At 75.3% G+C, this 20,037-nt stretch carries 21 protein-coding genes and 1 pseudogene; 11 read left to right on the top strand and 11 right to left on the bottom strand.

What is annotated here, in order from left to right; genetic code table 11:
* Positions 1 to 163 precede the first annotated feature (163 nt).
* Positions 164 to 487, top strand: a pseudogene (locus tag BM142_RS25590) (response regulator transcription factor); the annotation flags it as partial.
* Between the two features lie 13 nt (positions 488 to 500).
* A complete protein-coding gene (locus tag BM142_RS25055; RefSeq protein ID WP_254790517.1) occupies positions 501 to 1,046 on the top strand; it encodes an ATP-binding protein in 546 nt (181 codons plus the stop codon).
* A 155-nt stretch (positions 1,047 to 1,201) separates the two neighbouring features.
* On the opposite strand, the gene BM142_RS03850 is transcribed toward BM142_RS25055, so the two are convergent.
* Together BM142_RS03850 and BM142_RS03845 are read right to left on the bottom strand one after the other, a co-directional pair.
* Complete coding sequence (locus tag BM142_RS03850) at positions 1,202 to 2,671, bottom strand: circularly permuted type 2 ATP-grasp protein (protein WP_092195438.1); 1,470 nt, start codon at positions 2,669 to 2,671, stop codon at positions 1,202 to 1,204.
* The gene (locus tag BM142_RS03845; protein ID WP_092195437.1) at positions 2,668 to 4,566 is read right to left on the bottom strand and encodes a S9 family peptidase; all 1,899 of its coding nucleotides are present in this window, start codon (positions 4,564 to 4,566) and stop codon (positions 2,668 to 2,670) included. The genes BM142_RS03850 and BM142_RS03845 overlap by 4 nt, the downstream gene beginning before the upstream one ends.
* Before the next feature lie 239 nt (positions 4,567 to 4,805).
* On the opposite strand from BM142_RS03845, the gene sepH reads away from it, so the two are divergent.
* Together sepH and BM142_RS03835 are read left to right on the top strand one after the other, a co-directional pair.
* Positions 4,806 to 5,732: a septation protein SepH gene (sepH, locus tag BM142_RS03840; RefSeq protein ID WP_092195436.1), complete on the top strand. Its 927-nt coding sequence runs from the start codon at positions 4,806 to 4,808 to the stop codon at positions 5,730 to 5,732.
* Between the two features lie 42 nt (positions 5,733 to 5,774).
* The gene (locus tag BM142_RS03835; protein WP_092195435.1) at positions 5,775 to 6,248 is read left to right on the top strand and encodes a YflT domain-containing protein; all 474 of its coding nucleotides are present in this window, start codon (positions 5,775 to 5,777) and stop codon (positions 6,246 to 6,248) included.
* 61 nt (positions 6,249 to 6,309) lie between these two features.
* Here the strand turns inward: BM142_RS03835 and BM142_RS03830 are convergent, their stop codons facing one another.
* The gene (locus tag BM142_RS03830) at positions 6,310 to 7,116 is read right to left on the bottom strand and encodes a TrmH family RNA methyltransferase (RefSeq protein ID WP_092195434.1); all 807 of its coding nucleotides are present in this window, start codon (positions 7,114 to 7,116) and stop codon (positions 6,310 to 6,312) included.
* Between the two features lie 203 nt (positions 7,117 to 7,319).
* Here BM142_RS03830 and BM142_RS03825 point away from each other — a divergent pair, with 203 nt between their 5' ends.
* The 3 genes from BM142_RS03825 to BM142_RS03815 are packed head-to-tail and all read left to right on the top strand — an operon-like array spanning position 7,320 to position 9,453.
* A complete protein-coding gene (locus tag BM142_RS03825) occupies positions 7,320 to 8,039 on the top strand; it encodes an ABC transporter ATP-binding protein (RefSeq protein WP_092195433.1) in 720 nt (239 codons plus the stop codon).
* Positions 8,036 to 8,836, top strand: coding sequence for an ABC transporter permease (locus tag BM142_RS03820; RefSeq protein ID WP_092195432.1), 801 nt, complete (start codon positions 8,036 to 8,038; stop codon positions 8,834 to 8,836). Before BM142_RS03825 ends, BM142_RS03820 begins: the two co-directional genes overlap by 4 nt.
* Positions 8,752 to 9,453 carry a TetR/AcrR family transcriptional regulator gene (locus BM142_RS03815; protein ID WP_217640552.1) on the top strand — a complete coding sequence of 234 codons (702 nt, stop codon included), beginning with the start codon at positions 8,752 to 8,754 and terminating at the stop codon, positions 9,451 to 9,453. The genes BM142_RS03820 and BM142_RS03815 overlap by 85 nt, the downstream gene beginning before the upstream one ends.
* Before the next feature lie 9 nt (positions 9,454 to 9,462).
* On the opposite strand, the gene BM142_RS03810 is transcribed toward BM142_RS03815, so the two are convergent.
* Together BM142_RS03810 and BM142_RS03805 are read right to left on the bottom strand one after the other, a co-directional pair.
* The gene (locus tag BM142_RS03810; protein WP_217640551.1) at positions 9,463 to 10,338 is read right to left on the bottom strand and encodes an alpha/beta fold hydrolase; all 876 of its coding nucleotides are present in this window, start codon (positions 10,336 to 10,338) and stop codon (positions 9,463 to 9,465) included.
* A gap of 42 nt (positions 10,339 to 10,380) precedes the next feature.
* Entirely contained in the window at positions 10,381 to 11,232 is an 852-nt protein-coding gene (locus BM142_RS03805) for a thioesterase family protein (RefSeq protein WP_254790516.1), read from the bottom strand.
* Between BM142_RS03805 and BM142_RS03800 the strand changes: the two genes are divergently transcribed.
* Entirely contained in the window at positions 11,231 to 12,199 is a 969-nt protein-coding gene (locus BM142_RS03800; protein WP_092195431.1) for an aldo/keto reductase, read from the top strand. The genes BM142_RS03805 and BM142_RS03800 overlap by 2 nt on opposite strands.
* Before the next feature lie 13 nt (positions 12,200 to 12,212).
* Here BM142_RS03800 and thpR read toward each other — a convergent pair whose 3' ends face one another.
* The 5 genes from thpR to BM142_RS03775 form a co-directional block, all read right to left on the bottom strand.
* The gene (gene thpR, locus BM142_RS03795) at positions 12,213 to 12,803 is read right to left on the bottom strand and encodes an RNA 2',3'-cyclic phosphodiesterase (protein WP_254790515.1); all 591 of its coding nucleotides are present in this window, start codon (positions 12,801 to 12,803) and stop codon (positions 12,213 to 12,215) included.
* Positions 12,776 to 13,162: a hypothetical protein gene (locus BM142_RS03790; RefSeq protein ID WP_092195430.1), complete on the bottom strand. Its 387-nt coding sequence runs from the start codon at positions 13,160 to 13,162 to the stop codon at positions 12,776 to 12,778. The genes thpR and BM142_RS03790 overlap by 28 nt, the downstream gene beginning before the upstream one ends.
* Positions 13,163 to 13,225: 63 nt before the next feature.
* Positions 13,226 to 14,617, bottom strand: a complete 1,392-nt coding sequence (locus BM142_RS03785) for an MFS transporter (protein ID WP_092195429.1) — start codon at positions 14,615 to 14,617, stop codon at positions 13,226 to 13,228.
* Positions 14,614 to 15,048, bottom strand: coding sequence for a MarR family winged helix-turn-helix transcriptional regulator (locus tag BM142_RS03780; protein WP_175527076.1), 435 nt, complete (start codon positions 15,046 to 15,048; stop codon positions 14,614 to 14,616). Before BM142_RS03780 ends, BM142_RS03785 begins: the two co-directional genes overlap by 4 nt.
* A 100-nt stretch (positions 15,049 to 15,148) precedes the next feature.
* Entirely contained in the window at positions 15,149 to 16,702 is a 1,554-nt protein-coding gene (locus BM142_RS03775) for an NCS2 family permease (protein ID WP_092195428.1), read from the bottom strand.
* 139 nt (positions 16,703 to 16,841) lie between these two features.
* Here BM142_RS03775 and BM142_RS03770 point away from each other — a divergent pair, with 139 nt between their 5' ends.
* Complete coding sequence (locus tag BM142_RS03770; RefSeq protein WP_092195427.1) at positions 16,842 to 17,060, top strand: DUF2530 domain-containing protein; 219 nt, start codon at positions 16,842 to 16,844, stop codon at positions 17,058 to 17,060.
* An 86-nt stretch (positions 17,061 to 17,146) separates the two neighbouring features.
* On the opposite strand, the gene BM142_RS03765 is transcribed toward BM142_RS03770, so the two are convergent.
* The gene (locus BM142_RS03765; protein WP_254790514.1) at positions 17,147 to 17,947 is read right to left on the bottom strand and encodes a DUF3027 domain-containing protein; all 801 of its coding nucleotides are present in this window, start codon (positions 17,945 to 17,947) and stop codon (positions 17,147 to 17,149) included.
* A gap of 199 nt (positions 17,948 to 18,146) precedes the next feature.
* Here BM142_RS03765 and BM142_RS03760 point away from each other — a divergent pair, with 199 nt between their 5' ends.
* Entirely contained in the window at positions 18,147 to 19,574 is a 1,428-nt protein-coding gene (locus BM142_RS03760; RefSeq protein WP_254790513.1) for an MFS transporter, read from the top strand.
* Complete coding sequence (locus tag BM142_RS03755) at positions 19,571 to 20,035, top strand: DUF2771 family protein (RefSeq protein WP_092195567.1); 465 nt, start codon at positions 19,571 to 19,573, stop codon at positions 20,033 to 20,035. Before BM142_RS03760 ends, BM142_RS03755 begins: the two co-directional genes overlap by 4 nt.
* Positions 20,036 to 20,037: the final 2 nt, after the last annotated feature.

Below are 20,037 nucleotides of genomic sequence, written 5' to 3'. Positions count from 1 at the left end.
CGGCGCCCCCGACGCCGCCGACGAGGAGAGCATCACCCCGGTCCACCCGTCGGAGGGGGCCCGGGGTGAAGCGGCGAGCTGGGAGGAGGACACCTCCCGCCCCGCCGACCAGCCGGCCGCGGCGGACCACGCGCACGTGCTGGTGGTCGACGACAACGCCGACATGCGTGCCTACCTGACCCGGCTGCTCGGCCCGCACTGGTCGGTGCGGACGACGGCGAACGGCGAGGAGGCGCTGGCGGCGGTCGCGGAGCGCCGGCCGGACGTCGTGCTGACCGACGTCATGATGCCCCGGGTCGACGGCTTCCAGCTGCTGCGTGCGCTGCGCAGCGACCCCGCCACCCGGTCGGTCCCCGTGATCATGCTGACCGCACGGGCAGGGCAGGAGGCCTCGGTCGAGGGTCTGCAGGCCGGCGCGGACGACTACCTGGCCAAGCCGTTCCGCGCCGACGAGCTGATCGCGCGGGTGCGGGCCGTGCTCGATCGCGCGGGTGCGGGCCGTGCTCGATCGCGCGGCCGGCCGCCCGGACGCCCGGCCGGTCCCGGCACCGCAGCCGGGGACACCCGCCGTCCGGACCGCCGTCCGGGCCACCACCCCACCAGCGGCGCCGCTCCGGCCGGCCGCGCCCGAGCCGCGCCGCCCGCAGGAGCCCTCCGGGCCGGGGACGGACGCCCGGTGGCGGCTGCCCTCGGTCGCCTCGTCGATCCCGGCGCTGCGCCGGGGGCTGCGCGCCTGGCTGGCGGCCGCCGGCGTCGGGGAGGACCACGCCTACGACCTGCTGCTGGCCGCCTGCGAGGCGGCGACCAACGCGATCGAGCACGCCCAGGAGCCCACCGAGCCCTACGTCGACGTCACCGCCGCGATCAGCGGCGGGCGGGTGCGCATCACGGTCCGCGACCACGGTCAGTGGCGGGAACGCGTGCCCAGCATGGACCGCGGACGCGGCTCCACGCTGATGAGCGCCGTCGGCGAGGTCACCGCCATCCCGGGGCCGGAGGGCACCACGGTGGTCATCGCGAGCCGACGGAGTGGGCCGGTCGGCTAGCTAGTGCCCCGGCTGCCAACGTTCGCCCCTGCGGGAGGCGTCTGCCGCGGCCGAACAATGTGCGCTGGTCAGCAGTTTCCGGAAGGGAAGCTGCCGACTTGCGCACAATGTTCCTGGGCGCGAGTGCGTGCAGGCGAAGGTTGCCCGTCGCGGTACTAGCCCACGATCCAGGTGTCCTTGCCCCCGCCCGACCAGCGGGCCGCGGGGTCCGGCCCGTCGGTCACCCGCGCGAGCAGCGCCGGCAGCGCGGTCACGTCGTCGTCCGGTCCCACGACGGACAGCACCCGCAGGTCGGCCTGCTGCGGTCGCAGCACGCCGTCCACCAGCGTCGGCACCGTCGTCGAGGGCACCGGCTCCCGGGCGACGAAGCGGTAGGGCGCGGCCGCCACCTCCGCCTGCAGGAAGGCCAGCTCCGCCGCCGAGCAGGCCGGCCCCACGACCGACCCCCGCCCGCCGTACCCCGCGACGGGCGTGACGACGAGCTCGTGCAGCCGGCCGCGCACCTGCGCCCACTGGTCCTCGGAGGCGAGCACCCACGTCGGCACCGAGCCGAGCAGCGGCTCCTCGGCGAGGTAGAAGCGGATCATCTGCGGCACCCAGGCGTAGCCGGCGGCGTCGTCGGCGAGCTCGTTGCCCGGCACGTTGGCCAGCCCCAGCCGGCCGGCACGGACGGCCTCGGTGAGCAGCCCGTCCAGCGGCTGGCCGACGGGGGTGCGGAAGGCGCCCAGCAGACCGTCGTCGAAGCGCCGGTAGAGGACGTCGACCGGGAGCCGCTCGCCGTCGACCGCCGCCTCGATCCCCCCGTCCGCGCGTGGCCACAGGTCCCCGGCCCGGACGAGCGGCGCCCCCAGGGCGTCGGCCAGCAGCCGGTGCTCGAACCAGGCGTTGTCGCTCTTCCCCGCGGTGAGCACGGCGAGCCGGGGCGCGCCGGTGCACCTCGGTGGCGCGGCGGCCGCCAGCCCGGCGCGCAGCAGCGGCAACGCGTCCCGCGGGTCGGCGACGTCGCCCGCCGCCGCGAGCAGCCCGGGGGCGGCGGCGCGGACGGCGTCCCGGGCCGCCAGTGCGTACCCGAGGCCGGCCGGGATCCGGAGGTGGTCCGCCGTCACCACCCACCCCCCGGACGCCGTGCGGATCACGTCGGCCCCGGCCAGGGTGGCCCGGCGTTGCCCCGGCCAGGCCTGGGCCACGGCGTCGGGGTCGCGCACCGGGCTGTGCGCGACCGCCCACCCGGGCAGCACGCCGGCCCGCACCACCTCCGGGTCCCGGTCCACGTCACCGCGCCGGCGGCCCGCCGCCCGGTAGGCGTCGGCGAGGAAGGCGTTGAGCGCCCGGTGCCGCTGCTGCACGCCGGCGGCGATCCGGGCCCACTCGTCGGCGCGCAGGATCCACGGCACCGGGTCCAGGGAGAAGGGGCGCACCGTCTGCCGCCCGTCGGCCCAGGTCGCCACCGCGAGCCCCCGGGCAGCGCCCTCGGCGGCGAGGGCGCCCGCGGTGGCCGTCAGCCCCGTGGTCCCCAGCCCGGCCAGGACGGCGGCCAGCCCGGCGTACTCCGCGCGCAGCCGGCCGTCGGGCAGGACCGCCTCGTCCGGAGCGGATGCGGGGTAGTCGGCGAAGGGGCTGCTCACAGCCAGCGATCGAACCAGGCGGCGACGCGCTCGCTGAGCTCGACCAGGTGGTCCCGGCCGACGATCGTGTGCCCCTCGCCCGGCAGCAGCAGCAGGTCGCTGGGCGCACCCCGGGCCTGCAGCGCCTGGTGGGCCTGCACCGACTCCGCGGCCGGCACGTTCGTGTCGCGGTCGCCGTGCACGAACAGCACCGGGGAGGTCAGCCGCTCCAGGTCGGTGATCGGCGACAGCGCGGTGAGCAGGTCGCGGTCGGCGACGGGGTCGCCGTACTCGGTGACCGACGCCGCCGCCATCCACGGCTCGGTCCCGGCGAAGAAGGTCCGCAGATCGCTCATGCCGGCGCCCGTGACGCCCGCTGCGAACAGGTCGGGCCAGCGGGTGAGGGCCACCAGCGTGAGGTAGCCGCCGTAGGACCAGCCGTGCGCGCCGATCCGGCCCGGTGCGGCGATGCCGGCGGCGACGAGCTCGGTGACCGTGGTGACGACGTCGGCGAACGAGCCCTCCCGCGCCGGACCGTCGTCAGCGGTGAGGAAGGCCCGGCCGAAGCCGCCCGAGCCGCGCACGTTCGGCGCGAAGACCGTGAAACCGGCGGCCACCAGCGACTGGGCCAGCGGTGACCAGTCCGGTCGTTCCTCGCCCTCGGGGCCGCCGTGGAAGCTCACCACCGTGCGGTTGGGTCCCCGCACCCCGCGGGGCACGTAGAGCCACCCCGACAGCGGCAGCCCGTCGGGTGCGCGGTAGTCGTACCGGACCGGGGTCACGAGACCGGCGGCCCGCGGTCGAGGCGGCTGCGACGGCAGCGGTTCCGCCGTCCCGTCGGCCGGCGAGAGGCGGACCAGCCGGCGCGGGGAACGGGGCCCGGTGAGCTCGGCGATCATCGTCGCGCCGTCGGCCGACAGCGACCAGCCGGGCATCACCGGCTCCGGCAGCGGGACCTCGCGCACGCAGGACCCGTCGGAGAGCGCGTGCACGCGCAGCTCGGTGACGCCGCCGGCGTTCCAGACGGCCAGCGCCGTCCCGTCGGCGCGCAGGGCGTAGCCGTCCAGGTCGGCGTCCGGGCGGGCGAGGACGACGCGGCCGGCGCCCGGGACGCCGTCCTCGGACAGCGGGACCTGCACCAGCCCGGACCGGTCGGCGAAGGGCTCCCCGGGCAGGGACGCCCGCAGGTAGACCGAGCGGCCGTCGGGCCCGAAGCGGCCGTCCTCGGAGGCGATGCCGCCGGGGGCGTCGAGACCGATCAACCGGCGCTGCACCCCGGTGGCCACGTCCACCACGACGACGTGCCGGTAGGCGCGGGGCCCGCGCCGGGCCAGGACGAAGCGCTCGTCGGTCGACACCGCGGTCACGGCGAGGAAACCGCCGCGGGCGAGGGTGCGGTGCTCGCCGGTGGCGGCGTCCACCAGGACGACGTCGGCGTCCGGACCGTCCCCGGGCGCGATCGAGCAGGCGTAGTGCCCGGGCCCGGTCCAGCCGCCGGCGAAGACCGTGGCGCGCGGATCCTCCCCGGCGACGAGGCGGGCGTCGCTCCCGTCCGGGCGGACGACGTGCAGCTCGGCGCAGATGGACCCGCCCGGGCTCACCAGGTAGGCCAGCCAGCCGCCGTCGGGCGACCAGGCGACGGAGACCACCTCCTGGCCCGGGCCCGACAGCACGACCGGCGGCGCGGCGCCGTCCAGGTCGGCCACCTCCAGCCGCGGGATGCCGGAGCGGTCGGTGACGTAGGCGACGCAGGAGCCGTCCGGGGACAGCGCGGGGCACCAGGCACCCGGGGCCGCCGCGATCTCCGTGACGGCGCTGCGCACCTCGGCGGGCAGCAGCTCGGGGGACGCCTCGGCGGGGGCGGCCAGCAGTCCGGCGGGCGCGGACGACCGCCGATCGGTCAGTGGACTGACCACGGGACACCTCCTCGATCGCTCGCCGGCCCGCGTGCAGGCTCCACTGTGCGGACCGCGTGTTTCCAGCACGTGACATCGCTCGGTATCGGCGGGGGCCGGCCGGTTCGGCACCGCCGTCGCGAGAGCGGCCGGGACGCGCCGCACGGGGCCGCCTCCGCGCACTGTCCCCGGCACGCCGATAGCCTCGTGCTCCGGTCCGTCTCTCCGGCGGCCGGGTCGCGCAGTCAGGAGGTCCGCCCATGCGCACGCTGCGCCTCGTGGCGCTCTCCGACGACGGGAAGAGCCTGGTGCTGGCCACCGAGGGGGCCGATGGCGCCGAGGGCGAGCGGTTCTCGCTGCCCATCGACGACCGGCTGCGCGCCGCGGCCCGCGGGGACACCCGCCGGCTGACCCAGATCGACGTCGACGCCGGGGTGGAGCTGCCGCCGCGGGTCATCCAGGCGCGCATCCGTGCCGGCGAGACCCCCGAGCAGGTGGCGGCCGCCTCCGGCACCCGGGTCGAGCGGATCATGCGGTTCGCCTCCCCGGTGCTGCAGGAGCGGGAGCGGGTGGCCGAGCAGGCCCGCGAGGCCCGTGTCCGGCTGAGCGAGGGCGCCCCCGGCGGCACCCTGCACCGGTTCATGGACGAGCGTCTGCGGCTGATCGACTCCGACATCGGCGACGTCGCCTGGGACGCCCACCGCACGCACGACGGCAGCTGGCAGGTCACCGGCGCCTGGCGGGCGGGCGAGGAGTCCGGCCTCACCCGGTGGACGTTCGACCTCCCCTCGCGCACGGTCACCCCCGCCGACGCGGCCACGATGGACTTCGCGGAGGGCACCCGGCTGGTGCGCGTCGTCCCCGACGTCCCCGCGGGCCTGGCCCCGGCGGCTCACCGGCCGCGCCCGGTGAGCGTGGTGCGCGACAGCGAGGACGACGCGGTCGTCCACGACACGGTGACCCCCGACGTGCTGCCGGCCGAGCTGCTCGCCCACGACGACGACGAACCGGTGCGGGACGTGCACCCCGCCAGCGGCTCCCCCGCCGACGAGCGGTCCCTCGACGCCCTCCTCGACGAGGTGGCCGACCACGACACCGTCGTCCTGGGCCGCGGCGAGGACGAGGACCCGCGCGCCCGCATCCCCGCGTGGGAGGACATCGTCTTCGGGGTCCGCCGGCACCGCTGAGCCCCGGGGAACACGCCGGCCGGCCGGGCAGTTGAAGAGGGCATGACAGCCTCCGTCTCCATGCCCACCGGCGGCGTCCAGGTCGGGTCCTACGACACCTACGAGCAGGCCCAGGCCGCCGTCGACTACCTGTCGGACCAGAAGTTCGCCGTCGAGAACGTCACGATCATCGGATCGGACCTGCGCAGCGTCGAGAAGGTGACCGGTCGGCTGACCATGGGCCGGGCCGTCGCCGCGGGTGCCGCCGCCGGCGCCTGGTGGGGCCTGTTCGTGGGGCTGCTGCTGGGCATCTTCGCCACCGACGGCGGGGGCTGGATCGGCTCGGTGCTGCTCGGCCTGGCGGTCGGGCTCGTGTTCGGCGCCGTCTTCGGCGGCATGGGCTACGCCGCGACGCAGGGCCGCCGCGACTTCGTCAGCACCCGCACGATCGTCGCCGGGCGCTACGACGTCATGTGCAACCCGGCGCACGCCGAGGAGGCCCGCGCGCACCTCGCGCGCTTCTCCCTCCGCGGCTGACCGGCCCCGTCCAGAGGCTCGCCACGAGCTCGCGAGTGGTGAGGGGGACCGGGCCCTTTCGCTAGCGCAGCGTGGCGAAGGCGATGGCCGCGGCCGCGGCGACGCCGAGGGAGTCCACGCCCGCCCGCATCGGGATCCGCGCCCGCACCGTGGCGGCCTGCTGCGCCTCCGGGGTGAGCCCCGGACCCTCGGCGCCCAGCAGCACCGCCGTGCGCGGGTGGGCGACCGGGTCGAGATCGGCCAGGTCGATCGCGTCGGGTGCCGGCGTCAGCGCGACGGTCGTGTACCCCGCGTCGTGCAGCCGGTCGAGACCGGCCGGCCAGTCGGTCAGGACGGCGAACGGCAGCGCGAGGACGTGCCCCATCGAGACCCGCACGGAGCGCCGGTAGAACGGGTCCGCGCAGCGCGGGTCGAGCAGCAGCCCGTCGATCCCGAGCGCGAGCGCCGACCGGGCGATCGAGCCGAGGTTCTCGGCGTCGTTGAGGCCCTCCAGGACCGCGAGCCGGCGCGGCGCCGACGGGTCCGGGCCGGCCAGGAGCTCGTCGAGCGGGGCCGGCGGGTGCCGGTCGGCCGACGCGATGACGCCCCGGGTGAGCCGGAAGCCGATCACCTCCGACAGCAGCCACTTGTCCGCCTCGTAGGCGGCGACACCCTCCGGCAGGTCGAGGGCCGCGACCCGTCCCGGCACGCCGAGCACGGCGCGGACCCGGTAGGGCGAGGCCAGCAGCCGCTGGACGGCGGGCACGCCCTCCACGATCACCGGCCCGCCCCAGCGAGGGGTGCCCTCCGGCCGGTCGCCGGCCTTGAGGTCGCGGAAGTCGGCGACCCGCGGGTCCTGCGGATCGGTGATGACGACGGGTGCGGGCACGCCCGCGATTGTGCCTGCCCGCCCCAGCCACGATCAGGGTCCCTGATCATGCGGCGTCCTCCCTCACCGCAGCACGTGAGGGAGGACGCTCCACGATCAGGTGGGCTGATCATCGCCGGGCGGGACCAAGGGCTCCGTTGACCGCGGGCGGGCAACTCATCTAGCGTTGAGTTCATCAGCCGTTGAGTTTTCTGGAGGCCGGCATGGACGCCGTCACCGTCACCGATCTCGTCGTCGACCGGGGCCGCCGGCGCGTGCTGCCCGGGCTGTCGTTCGCCGTCCCGGCCGGGCAGGTCACCGGCCTGCTGGGGCCCAGCGGCAGCGGCAAGACCACCCTCATGCGGGCCCTGGTCGGCGTGCAGCAGGTCCGGTCCGGCACCGTCACGGTGCTCGGCGAGCCGGCCGGCTCCCCCGCCCTGCGCAGCCGGGTCGGCTACGTCACCCAGGCGCCGAGCGTCTACGAGGACCTCACCGTCCGGGAGAACGCCCGCTACTTCGCCGCCCTGTACGGGAAGGGCAGCCGGGAGGCCGACGACGCGGTCGCGGACGTGGGCCTCGCCGACGCCGCCGGGCAGCTGGTCGGGAACCTCTCCGGTGGGCAGCGCGGCCGGGCATCCCTGGCCTGCGCACTCGTGGGCGGACCGGAGGTGCTCGTGCTCGACGAGCCGACGGTCGGGCTCGACCCCGTGCTGCGGGTCGAGTTGTGGGCGAGGTTCCACGCCCTGGCCGACGCGGGGACGACGCTCGTCGTCTCCAGCCACGTGATGGACGAGGCCGGCCGCTGCGACCGGCTGCTCCTGCTCCGCGACGGCGAGCTGATCGCCGACTCCACGCCGGCCCAGCTGCGCGCCGACGGCCGCTCCGAGGATCTCGAAGAGGCGTTCCTCAACGTGGTCCGCGCCCGTGAGGAGGTGGCGGCATGAGCGCCACGACGTCCACCCCGCCCCGCGTCACGACCGGGCACGTCAGTCCTCGGCTGATCATGGCGACCACCGGCCGGGTGCTCCGCCAGCTGCGGCACGATCACCGCACCATCGCGATGATGCTGGTCCTGCCGAGCGTCCTGCTCGGCCTGCTCTACCTGCTGTGGCAGGACCTGCCGACGCCCCCGGGGCAGCTGAGCTTGTTCGACCGCGTGGGCCTGACCATGCTCGGCATCTTCCCGTTCATGGTCATGTTCCTGGTCACCAGCATCGCCATGCTGCGCGAGCGCACATCGGGCACCCTCGAGCGGCTGCTCACCACGCCGATGGCCCGGCTGGACCTGCTGCTCGGGTACGGGATCGCGTTCGGGCTGGCGGCGGCCCTGCAGGCCGTGGTCACGGTGACGATCGCGACCACCGTCTACGACCTCGAGGTCACCGGCTCGGTGTGGCTCGTCGTGCTCATCGCCGTCGTCGACGCGGTCCTCGGTGTGGCCCTGGGCCTGCTGGCCAGCGCCTTCGCCCGCAGCGAGTTCCAGGCGGTGCAGTTCATGCCGGTGGTCGTGCTGCCGCAGTTCTTCCTGTGCGGGCTGCTCGTCCCGCGCGAGCAGATGGCCGGCTGGCTGCAGGCGATCAGCGACGTGCTCCCCCTGACCTACGCGGTCGAGGCGCTGCAGGAGGTCGGGCGGTCGACCGAGGCGACCGGCACGATGTGGGTGGACGTCGCGATCGTCGCCGGCGCCGCCCTGATCGCGCTCGCCCTCGCGGCGGCGACCCTGCGGAGGAGGACCAGCTGAGCGCACCGGGACCGGCACGCCGGTCGGGACGGCGCCCCGGGAACCCCGACACCCGGGACGCCGTCCTCGCGGCTGCCCGGGAGGCCTTCGCCGAGCGTGGCTTCGACGGCGCCACGATCCGCCAGATCGCCACCGCCGCGAAGGTCGACCCGGCGCTGGTGCACCACTACTTCGGCAGCAAGGACAAGCTCTTCCTGGCCGCGATCCAGGCGCCGGCGGACCCCGGGGACTTCCTGCCCGAGGTGCTCGCCGGCGGGCGGGACGACCTCGGGCGCAACGTGGTCCGCATGCTGCTGCGGGTCTGGGACGGACCCATGCGGCCCGCGGCGCTGGCCCTGGTGCGGTCGGCCGTCACCAACGAGTGGTCGGCGCGGCTGCTGCGGGAGTTCCTCGTCAGCCAGGTGCTCCGCCGGGTCGTGGGCACGCTGGACATGCCGGCCCGGGAACGGGAGATCCGCGGCTCGCTCGCCGCCTCCCAGCTGATCGGCCTGGTCGTCGGGCGCTACGTCCTGAAGCTCGAGCCGCTGGTGTCGGCCTCCCCGGACTGGCTCGCCGCGACCGTCGGCCCGAACGTCCAGCGCTACCTGACCGGGCCGATCGAGCTGCCCGAGCCCTGATCGGCCGGGTCAGTCCCCGTCGAGGACCTCGCGCAGCCGGGCGGCGAACGCCTCGGGCTCGCCCTGCTGGCCGAACTCGCCGCCGAGGAAGCCGCCGTGGTCGCCCGGGAAGACGGTGACGTCCCGGTTCAGCGCCCGGGCGGTGGCGACGGAGGTGCGCCAGGTGAGGGTGTTCCGGGAGCCGATCCCGGCGGCGATGACGATCCGGGTGGGGGCGGCCGTCAGCGCCGCGACGTCGGGCCGGAAGGCGGTGATCGCGTCGGAGTCGTACGACAGCAGCGGGTCGTCGCGCGAGCCGTCGTCCTCGGCCGGGAAGCCGAACGCCGCCGGTTCCGGGGCGGGGGTGGCCGAGAAGTCGTCAGTGAACTCCCCCTGCCAGGAGGTGAGCCCGATGAACGCCGCCATGCCGTGGCCCCAGCCCTTGGCCGCGTAGAGCTCCTGCACCGCGCGGGTGGCCGCGACGGCCCGGTCGGCGTCCGGGAGGACGGCGAGCAGCGGCGGTTCGTGGGCGACGAGCGTCGTCACGTCCGCCGGGTGCGCGGCGACCAGGGCCAGCGCCGTCACCGCTCCCCCGCTGCTGGCGAACATCTCCACCGGCCCGCCGACCGCCTCGATGATGCGGTGGACGTCGTCGGCCTGCTGCTGGGGTGTCTGCGTGGTCCGCCCGTCCGTGCGCGTGCTCCGGCCCAGGCCGCGCGGGTCGTAGGTGATCACCGTCCGGTCGGCGACGTGCCCGGCGAGCGTGCCGAAGCCGCTGGCGTCCATCGGCTGCCCGATGAGGAACAGCGGCGGCCGGCCGTCCGCGGCCGGCAGCGGACCGCGGACGTCGTAGGCCAGCGATGCCTCAGGGGTGTCGAGCGTGCGGGTGTCGATCGCGGTGGTCATGGACGTGCAGACCGCGGCCGCGGCCGGAACTCATCGCAGCGGTCAGCGCGGGGCGCGGGCGAGCTGGCGGCTCTGGGCGACCAGGCGGCCGGTGGAGTCCCAGATCCGGTAGTCCTCGTCGATCCACCCGCCGGAGATCTCGCTCGACCGCGCCTCCACCAGGCACCACCCCGGTGCGGGCAGCGCGCGGACCAGCACCTGCAGCTGCACCGTCGGCGCCCAGCCCATGGCGCCCATCGCGAAGCTGGTGGGCGGCAGCGCGTCGGCGAAGGTGAGCAGGGCCAGCGGGTCGGGCTCGCGGCCGTCGGCGAACCGCATCCAGGCCCGCAGCACCGGCTCCCCCGACGGCTGCCCGAACGCCCACCCCGCCGTCGCGATGTCGATGCGGCTGTCCACCTTCAGCGACAGTCCCGGCACCTGCACCCCGGGGGGCGCCAGGTCCCGGTGCTCGGCGATGGAGAAGCACTCCTCCGCCGGCGGGACGTCGGGCATCGGGTGGCCGTAGTCCGAGGGCGCCGAGGTCAGGGTCGCCGTCGTCGCCTGGACGGTCAGCGCCGGCCCGCCGGCGTCGGCGAGCGTGATCAGCGAGTGCGCCAGCGTCCGGCCCGACGGCCCGGGCTCCACCGTGAGCGTCACGGGTCCCGCGGCCGGGGCGCGCAGGTAGCTGGCCGACATCGCGACCGGGTGCGCGTGCGGGCTCTCCAGCACCGCGGCCCGGCCCACGACGGACAGCAGGTAGCCGCCGTTGAGGATGCCGCCGCCGACGTCCCACCCCGGGTCGAGGTCAGCGCCCAGCCCCCCGCCCTCGGTGCGCCGGACGGCGGTGGCGGTGTCGAAGGCGGTCGTCTGCTCGTTCTGCGGCACGACGATCAGGGTGCCAGGGTGGGATTCCATGGAGTACACGCACCTCGGCCGCAGCGGCCTGACGGTCTCCCGCCTCTGCCTGGGCACCATGAACTTCGGCTGGAAGACCGAGGAGGCCGACTCGCACGCCCTCATGGACCGGGCGCACGCCGAGGGGATCAACTTCTTCGACACCGCCAACGTCTACGGCTTCGACGCCGGCAAGGGCCGCACCGAGGAGGTGCTCGGCAGCTGGTTCGCGCAGGGTGGGGAGCGCCGGGAGAAGACGGTGCTGGCCACCAAGGTCTACGGCGGCATGAGCGACTGGCCGAACGACACCTTCCTGTCCGCCCGCAACATCGTGCGCGCCTGCGAGGCCTCGCTGCGCCGGATGGGCACCGACTGGATCGACCTCTACCAGTTCCACCACGTCGACCTGCGCACGCCGTGGGAGGAGATCTGGCAGGCCTGCGAGACGCTCGTCGCCCAGGGCAAGGTGCTCTACGTCGGCTCCTCCAACCACGCGGCCTGGCAGATCGCGGCCGCCAACGAGGCCGCCGCCCGCCGCTCCTTCCAGGGCCTGGTCAGCGAGCAGTCGCACTACAACCTGCTCACCCGGCACGTGGAGCTCGAGGTGCTGCCGGCGGCGCAGCACTACGGCGTCGGCATCATCCCGTGGAGCCCGCTGGCCGGCGGGCTGCTCGGCGGCGTCCTGGAGAAGACCGAAGGCGGACGGCGCAACGAGGACCGCCAGCAGAAGCGGATCGAGCAGCACCGCCCGGCGCTCGAGCAGTACGAGGCGTTCTGCCGCGACCTCGGCCGGGGTCCCGCCGACGTCGGGCTGGCGTGGCTGCTGCACCAGCCGGCCGTGACCGCGCCCATCGTCGGCCCGCGCACCATGGAGCAGTTCGAGGGGTCGCTCGCCGCGCTCGAGGTCGAGCTGGACGACGCCGCGCTGGCCCGGCTGGACGAGATCTTCCCCGGCTACCAGCCGGCCCCCATGGAGTACGCCTGGTGATCGAAGGACCCCCTCACCTCACCAGGGGCCAGGAGGTGACCGTCTCGTACGTGGGTGCCGGGCCCAGGTGGCTCTCCTGCAGCCGCACCTCGGTCATCGGCCAGGCGGGCCCGCGGTACCCGGCCAGGCGGTCGGTCACCGACCCGTCCGCGGGCTGCCGTGGCCGCCAGCGCCCCAGCGTCAGGTGCGGGCGGAACGGCCGGTCCTCGACCGGCAGCCCCAGCCCGCGGGCGGCCGCCGCGAGACGCCCGGCGAGGGAGGTCAGCGCCGCGACGTCGCCCTCGACGCCCACCCAGGCCACCTGCGGGCGGCGCAGCGACCCGAACCGGCCGCCCCCGGCCAGCCGCAGCGTCATCGGTGGCGTGCCGTCGACCGCCCGGCCCGCGGCCGCGACGAGGGCGGGCAGGCGCTCCGGCGGGACGGCACCGAGGAACAGCAGGGTGAGGTGCCAGCGGTCGGGCGCTCCCCACCGCGGTGCGCCGGGCAGGTCGCGCAGGGCCGCCACCGCGGTGGCGAGGTGCGAGCGGACCGGCTCCGGCGGGTCGACGGCGACGAACAGCCGCCGGCCGCCGGCGGTCAGCCCTGCACCGTCAGCCCGGCGCACTCGAGGGCGGCGAGGAGCCGGAGCCGTTCCGCGTCCCGCGGCGGCCCGGCGGGCGCGGTCCGCAGCTCGTGCGGGATCTCCAGCAGCTCGGCGGCCTCGACGAGCACGTCGTCGTAGGCGGCGGCGAGGGCGCGGCGGCGGGCCATCGGCGCCCCGGCCGGGACGAGGGCGATCGAGCGGGCCAGCCGGCGGACGTCGGCGGCCACCACCTGCAGCGGCCGGTGCCCGGGCGCCGGGTTGCGGGCCTGCCGGCGGCGCTGGACCGTCCGGTGCGCCCAGCGGACGGACGGCCCCGTCCACGCGATGAGTGCAGCGATGACGGCCACGGTGCCGCCGATCTGCAGCAGTGGGACGTGCATGTCGCCTCCCGGTCCCCTCAGGGTGCCGGCGACGGTACCCCGCCGGCGGGGCGGACGGGAGGGTCAGCCACCGACGCTGGAGTGGCCCGACCCCTGCTCGGCGGCGGCCTCCCCGGCGGCGCGCAGCCGCGCGGACGGCACCCTCGTCCCCGGGGCGCCGATCCGCATCCGCAGCCGGGGCGGCCGGAACCCGCCCTCGAGCCGGACCCGCCGTCCCCGCGCCAACCAGGCGGCAGCGCCGAGCCCGGCGACGGCGCACACCGCCCCGCCGAGGATGAGCCCCCACGGCGCACCCAGGTGCTCGGAGATCCAGCCGATCAGCGGCGCACCGACGGGCGTGCCACCCATGAAGCACATGAAGTACAGGGCCATCACGCGGCCGCGCATCTGCGGATCGACGCCCAGCTGCACGAAGCTGTTGTTGGCGACGCTGAAGACCAGGGCCGCCGCCCCCGTCGGCACGAGCAGCACGGCGAAGGACGCGTACCCCGGCATCAGTCCGGCGACCACGGTGAGCAGCCCGAAGACGACGGCGGAGATCACCAGGAACCGCTGCCGCGGGCGGACGCTGCGCCGGGTGGACAGCAGCGCGCCGGTCAGCGAGCCGACGGCGAAGGTGGTGGACAGCAGCCCGAACGCCTCCGCGCCCAGGTCGAACTGCTCCCGGGCCATGAGCGCGATGGTCACCTGGTAGTTGAAGCCGAACGTGCCGATCACGAAGGCCAGGGTCATGGCCAGCACGAGGTCGGGGTGCGCCCAGGTGTAGCGCAGCCCCTCGCGCAGCTGGCCCTTCCCGCGGGCCACCGGCGGACTGGGCTGCAGCTCGGCGGCGCGCATGCCGGCCAGCGCGGCGATGGTGAACGCGAAGCTGGCCGCGTTGACGAAGAACGCCGGGGCGGTGTCCCCGCCCGACCAGCCGATGAGTAGGCCGGCGACGGCGGGCCCGATGAGGCGGGCGCCGTTGAAGATCGTCGAGTTCAGGCTCACCGCGTTGGTCAGCAGCGCGGGGCCGACCATCTCCGACACGAACGCCTGCCGGACCGGGGCGTCGATCGCCGAGACCGACCCCAGCCCGCCGGCCAGCACGAACACGTGCCACAGCGCCACCGCGTCGGTGACCACCAGGACGGCCAGCAGCAGCGCGAGCACGCCCATCAGCGCCTGGGTGACCAGCAGCACCTTGCGCTTGGCGTAGCGGTCGGCGAGGACACCGCCGTACATGCTCAGCAGCAGGCTGGGGCCGAACTGCAGCGCGGTGATCAGCCCGAGGGCGATGCCGCTGTCGTCGGAGAGCTGCAGGACCAGCCAGTCCTGGCCGATCCGCTGCATCCAGGTGCCGGTGAGGCTGACCAGGTTGGCCGAGGCGTAGATGCGGAAGTTCCGGACGCGCAGCGCACGGAAGGAGCCCGTGCCCGCGTCCGGCGGCGGCGACTGGTCAGTGCTCGTGCGGTTCACCCACCCGCGAGCTTCTCCATGATCTCCGCCGCCTCGCGGAGCACCGCCCGTTCCTCCGGCGCCAGGTCCTGCAGCCGCCCCGACAGCCACGCTTCACGGGCGCGGGCCTCCTCGTCGAGCAGCCCCTGGGCGGCCGGAGTGAGGTCGATGACCACCTGGCGGCCGTCGGTCGGGTGCGGCGTCCGGGTCACCAGGCCCATGCCCTCGAGCGCGACCACGACCCGGGTCATCGACGGTGGCTGCACCCGCTCCTGCGCCGCCAGCTCGCCGGGGCTCATCGGCCCGTGCTGCCGCAGCGTGGACAGCGCCGCCAGGTGGGTGAGCGTGACCGACGTGTCGACCCGCTGGTTGCGCAGCCGCCGGGAGAAGCGCATGACGGCCAGCCGGAGGTCGTGGGCCAGCGCCGCGGTGTCCAGCGTCGTCCGACTCACGGTGCTTAGCCTAGCTCAGGACCAGCCGCCCGGCCCCCGTGCAGGGCCTGTCCCGGGTCCCGCACCGAGCGCGCGGAGGGTGGGGGGACGGGGCCCTTCGTCAGAGCAGCTGCTGCAGCGGCTCCAGGGCGAAGTAGACGACGAACATCGCCGCGATGACCCACATCAGCGGGTGGATGTCCCGGCGCCGCCCGGTGACCAGGCGCAGCAGCACGAAGCTGACCACGCCCGCCCCGATGCCGTTGGTGATGGAGTACGTGAACGGCATCAGGGCGATGGTGAGGAAGGCCGGGATGACCAGGGACATGTCGTCCCAGCTCAGATACCGGATCTGGGTGACCATCAGGGCGCCGACGATGACCAGCGCCGGTGCGGCCGCCTCCGCCGGCACGACGGCCACCAGCGGGGTGAAGAACACGGCGATCAGGAACAGCGCACCGGTGACGACGCTGGCCAGGCCGGTGCGGGCACCGTCGGCAACACCGGCGGTGCTCTCGATGTAGGTGGTGTTCGACGAGACGCTGCCGGCCCCGCCGGCCGCGGCGGCGAGCGAGTCGACCAGCAGCACCGGCTGCGACTTCGGCAGGTTGCGGTTCTCGTCGAGCAGCTCGCCCTCGGCACCGACGGCGGTCACGGTCCCGACGGTGTCGAAGAAGTCGGCGATCATGATCGAGAAGACGATGAGCAGGGCGGCGAGGACGCCGATCCGCTCGAAGCCACCGAAGAGCGAGAAGTTCCCGAGCAGCGAGAGGTCCGGGCTGCTCACGACGTCGTCGGGCAGCTCGGGGACCTGCAGCCACCAGCCGCGGGCGTTCTCGCCGTCGTCGCCGAACCGCGGACCGATGTCGGCGATCGCCTCCACGACGATCGCCAGCACGGTGGTGACCACGATGCCGATCAGCAGGGCGCCCTTGACCTTGCGGACGACGAGCACGCTCATGAGCAGCAGGCCGACGACGAACACCAGCGTCGGCCAGCCGGCCAGCTGGCCGCCGATCCCGAAGCTGATCAGCGGGTTCCCCGGCCGGATGATCCCGGCGTCGGCCAGGCCGATGATGGTCAGGAAGAAGCCGATGCCCACCGCGATCGCCGTCTTCAGCTGCGGCGGGATGGCCTCGAACACGGCCTTCCGGAAACCGGTGAGCACGAGCACCGTGATGAGCAGGCCTTCCAGCACGACCAGGCCCATGATCTCCGGCCAGGACAGCTGGGTGGCCGCGAAGACCGCGACGATCGCGTTGATGCCGAGGCCGGTCGCCAGCGCGAAGGGGTACCGGCCCACGACACCCATCAGGATCGTCATGGCGCCGGCGATCAGGGCGGTGACCGCGGCGATGGAGCCGAACGGGAGGACGGTGCCCTCGACGTCGGCCCCGGGCGTGCCGTCGGGCCCGGCGATGCTGGTCAGGATGATCGGGTTGAGCACCACGATGTAGGCCATCGTGAAGAAGGTGGTCAGCCCGCCGCGCAGCTCGCGGGCCGTGGTGGAGTGCCGTGCGCTGATCTCGAAGTACCGGTCGATCCCGTTCTTCGGGCGCACCTGCGGACCCGGACTGCGACGGGGCGCGCTCGGCTCGGCGGCCACCACGTCCGCGGGGGTGCCCTCGTCGGGGCTGCTGGTGGATCCCGCGGTGGGACGGGACGGGTCGGGCATGCGGACTCCCCGGAACGGACGACTGCTGGCGACGAGCGGCGACAGCGTGCCACACGCTCGTTGCGCCGGGATCACGCGCCGCCCCACCCGTCGCACGGTCTTCTGCGCCGCCGGCGGGCGCTGCGCCTAAGGTCGCCCCGTGCCCCGACCGACCAAGCAGTCACCGCCGCCCCTGCGGGTGGACACCGCCCGCGTCGTGCTCGTCGGCATCGGGCTCTGGGCGGTCGCGCTCGTCGTCCTGCTCGTGCTCGGCGACCGCGTGGACCGGATGTGGACCTGGACCTGCGTCGCCGCGATCGCCCTGGGATCGCTGGGCCTGTGGATCATGAAGCTGCAGGGCCAGCTCCCCCGCCGGTGAGGTGAGGGAGCGGCCGTCCTCCAGGGCCGGGGCCGTCCAGGGCGCCGCCCCGAGCCCGCGAGGGGTGGGGAGGACGGGGTCTTCTCCTACAGGACGTCGTAGGTGCCCGTGTCGTAGCGCGCGGTCCGGACCACCTCGGTGGCCTCGTCGGCGACGAGGGTCGCCTGGCTGTGCGCCCCGCAGCCGTAGTCGGCGGCGACCACCCGGCCGTCGGCCGGGGCGTAGGCGTTGCCGCAGGCACCCACCAGCCGGCGCAGCGACCCCGCCAAGGGCAGGTAGAACCCGCAGGTCGCGCAGGGACCGGGCGCCTGGCGCGCCATCGGGGACGACGGGCCGAACTCGCCGGTCGCCCAGCGTCCGACCGCGTCGCTGCGACCCTCGGCGGACATGACCCGCTCGCGGCCCAGGCCGAGCTCCTCGGCGACCACCCGCCCCTCGGGGTCCTCGGCCGAGTCGTCGTCGGCCAGGTAGGCCGGCACCAGCCGGGAGTCGTCCTCCGTGGAGGGCAGCACGTCGCCGACCGAGAGGTCCCCGGGGCGCAGCCGCTCCTGCCAGGGCACCCACGCGGGGGCCAGCAGGGCCGAGTCGCCGGGGAGGAGGACCACCTCGTCGACGGTGACCTGGTCCTCGCCCGGGATCCGGGCGACGGTGACCGCCCAGTGCCAGCCGACGTAGCCGGGCACCGTGCTGGCGAAGGTGTGCGTCAGCACCTCGCCGAGAGCCTCGGGGCGGACCTCGTCGGTCGCGGGACCGACCGGTTCCGGCGTCGCCCCGAGGTGGTCGCCGACGAGGGCGGGGTCGCCGGCGGTCTCGACGGCGGCGGCGCGGGCGAGATCGACCGCGGCAGCCAGCACGTCGACGGGGACATCGGCAGGAGACTCGGTCACCGGTCCAGTGTCCCTGACGCGTCCACCTCCGCTGCGGACCACCCGATCGGCCCGGTGCGGCACCATGGGAGCCGTGCGCGCCTCCCGTCGTCCCCCCGGTGCCGGCCGGCGCCTGCGCACGGGCGGTCGCAGCGTCCCCCCGCCCCTGGAACGGGCCGACACGACTCCGCTCGAGGTGCCGTCGCCCCCGACCCGGCCGATGCCTCCGGTGGACCACCCCCCGGCCGAGGGCGAGAGCCCTGCACCGACCCTCCCCGGGCGGGGGACCGGACCGGCGAAGCTGACCGTCACCCGCGTCGCGGCGGCCCGGTCGAAGGAGCTCACCACGGCGGCCGCGCGCCGGGTGCGCGCCGCCAGCCGGGCGGACGGCGCCGGCGAGAGCGGGCTCACCCAGCTGCTGTGGGTGAACGCACTGCACATGGCCGGCGACGCGATGATCGCCGTCTCGCTGGCGGGAACGCTGTTCTTCGCCGCGACGACCGACGCGCAGCGCGGCAACGTTGCCCTGTACCTGCTGGTGACGATGGCGCCCTTCGCCGTCCTCGCGCCGGTGATCGGGCCGCTGCTGGACCGGCTGCAGCGGGGCCGGCGCTGGGCGATGGCCGGCAGCCACGTCGGGCGCGCGGTGCTCGCGCTGGTGATGATGCGGCACTTCGACGACCTCTGGCTCTACCCGGCCGCCCTCGGCGTCCTCGTGCTGTCCAAGGCGCACAACGTCCTGCGGGCCGCCGTCGTCCCCCGGGTGCTGCCCGGCGCCATGTCGCTGACCTCGGCCAACGCCCGGCTCTCGGTCTTCGGCCTGGTGACGGCGGGGGTCGCCGGGGCGATCGCCGCCGGGGTCGCCTCCGTGCTCGGCTTCGACTGGGAGCTGGGCGCGACGGCGGCCGTCTTCGGCGCCGCCGCCGTCCTGGCCGTCCGGCTCCCCCCGCACGTCGACGTCCCGACCGGGGAGCTGACCGCCGACGTGCTCACCACCGCCGAGATCCCGGTCGGCAGCGGACGGCGCCGGGTCGGCCCGCACGTGGTGCTGGCACTGCGGGCCAACGCGGCCCTGCGCGGGCTCGGCGGCTTCCTGACGATCTTCAGCGCCTTCCTGGTGCAGGCCACCTTCGACGACGGCTGGAGCGCGACGCTGGCCCTCGGCGCGATCGCGGCCGCCGCGGGGCTGGGCAGCTTCACCGGGACGGCGATCGGCTCCCGCATGCACACCGCCGCGCCGGACCGCCTGGTGCTGATCGCGGCCGGCTCCGCCGCGGCCATCACCGTGCTCGCGGCGGTCTTCTACAGCTTCCCGATGGCCGTGGTCGTCGCGGGCGTCGCGGCGGTGACCAACGCGCTGGGCAAGGTGTCGCTCGACGCCATCATCCAGCGCGAGGTGCCCGAGACGCTGCGCGCGTCGGCCTTCGCCCGTTCGGAGACGTGGCTGCAGATGTCGTGGGTCGTCGGCGGTGCGCTGGGCATCGCGCTGCCCCCGACCGGCTGGCTCGGGTTCACCGTCGCCGCCGCGCTGCTGGGGCTGGCGGTGGCGCTCATCGTGTGGAGCCTCTACCGCGGCAGCCGCCCGTTCCGGCGGGCCGAGGTGTCCCCGGACGCTCCGACGACGCCCGTGGGACGCTCGTGGTCGTGAGCAGGTCCGCCGTCGCCGTCCTGCTCCTCGTCCTCGCCGGCTGCGGGTCCGAACCGGCCGGGCCACCGGACGTCGACGTCGAGGTCGGCCCCCAGCAGCTCACCGTCCGCCCCACCCAGTACTGCCTGGACGGCGACGGGCAGATCTACGAGACCGCGCCGCCGATCCTCGAGGTCTCCCCCGGGGCGACCATCGAGCTGACCGTGCCGGAGCCGGTCGCCGAACGCGGCTGGAGCGTGCAGGTCTTCGACGAGCAGCTGGAGGAGATCCTCGGCGAGGTGGACGTCCCGGCCGGCGAACGGGTGCTCGACGAGATCACCACCGACGACGTCGTACCCCCGGCGTTCTACCTCGTGGTCGTCGAGGACAAGGGCGGCGACTGCGGCGAGTTCTCCGGCGCCTGGCCGGTCGGGTTCATCCGCGCCGGTGGCGATCTCGGCGACGCCCCGTCGGGCGGATAGCC

This window comes from Blastococcus tunisiensis (genome assembly GCF_900112815.1).
In the GTDB taxonomy this organism is placed as follows: Bacteria; Actinomycetota; Actinomycetes; order Mycobacteriales; family Geodermatophilaceae; genus Blastococcus_B; species Blastococcus_B tunisiensis.
This window is presented reverse-complemented; position numbering and strand designations above follow the sequence as displayed.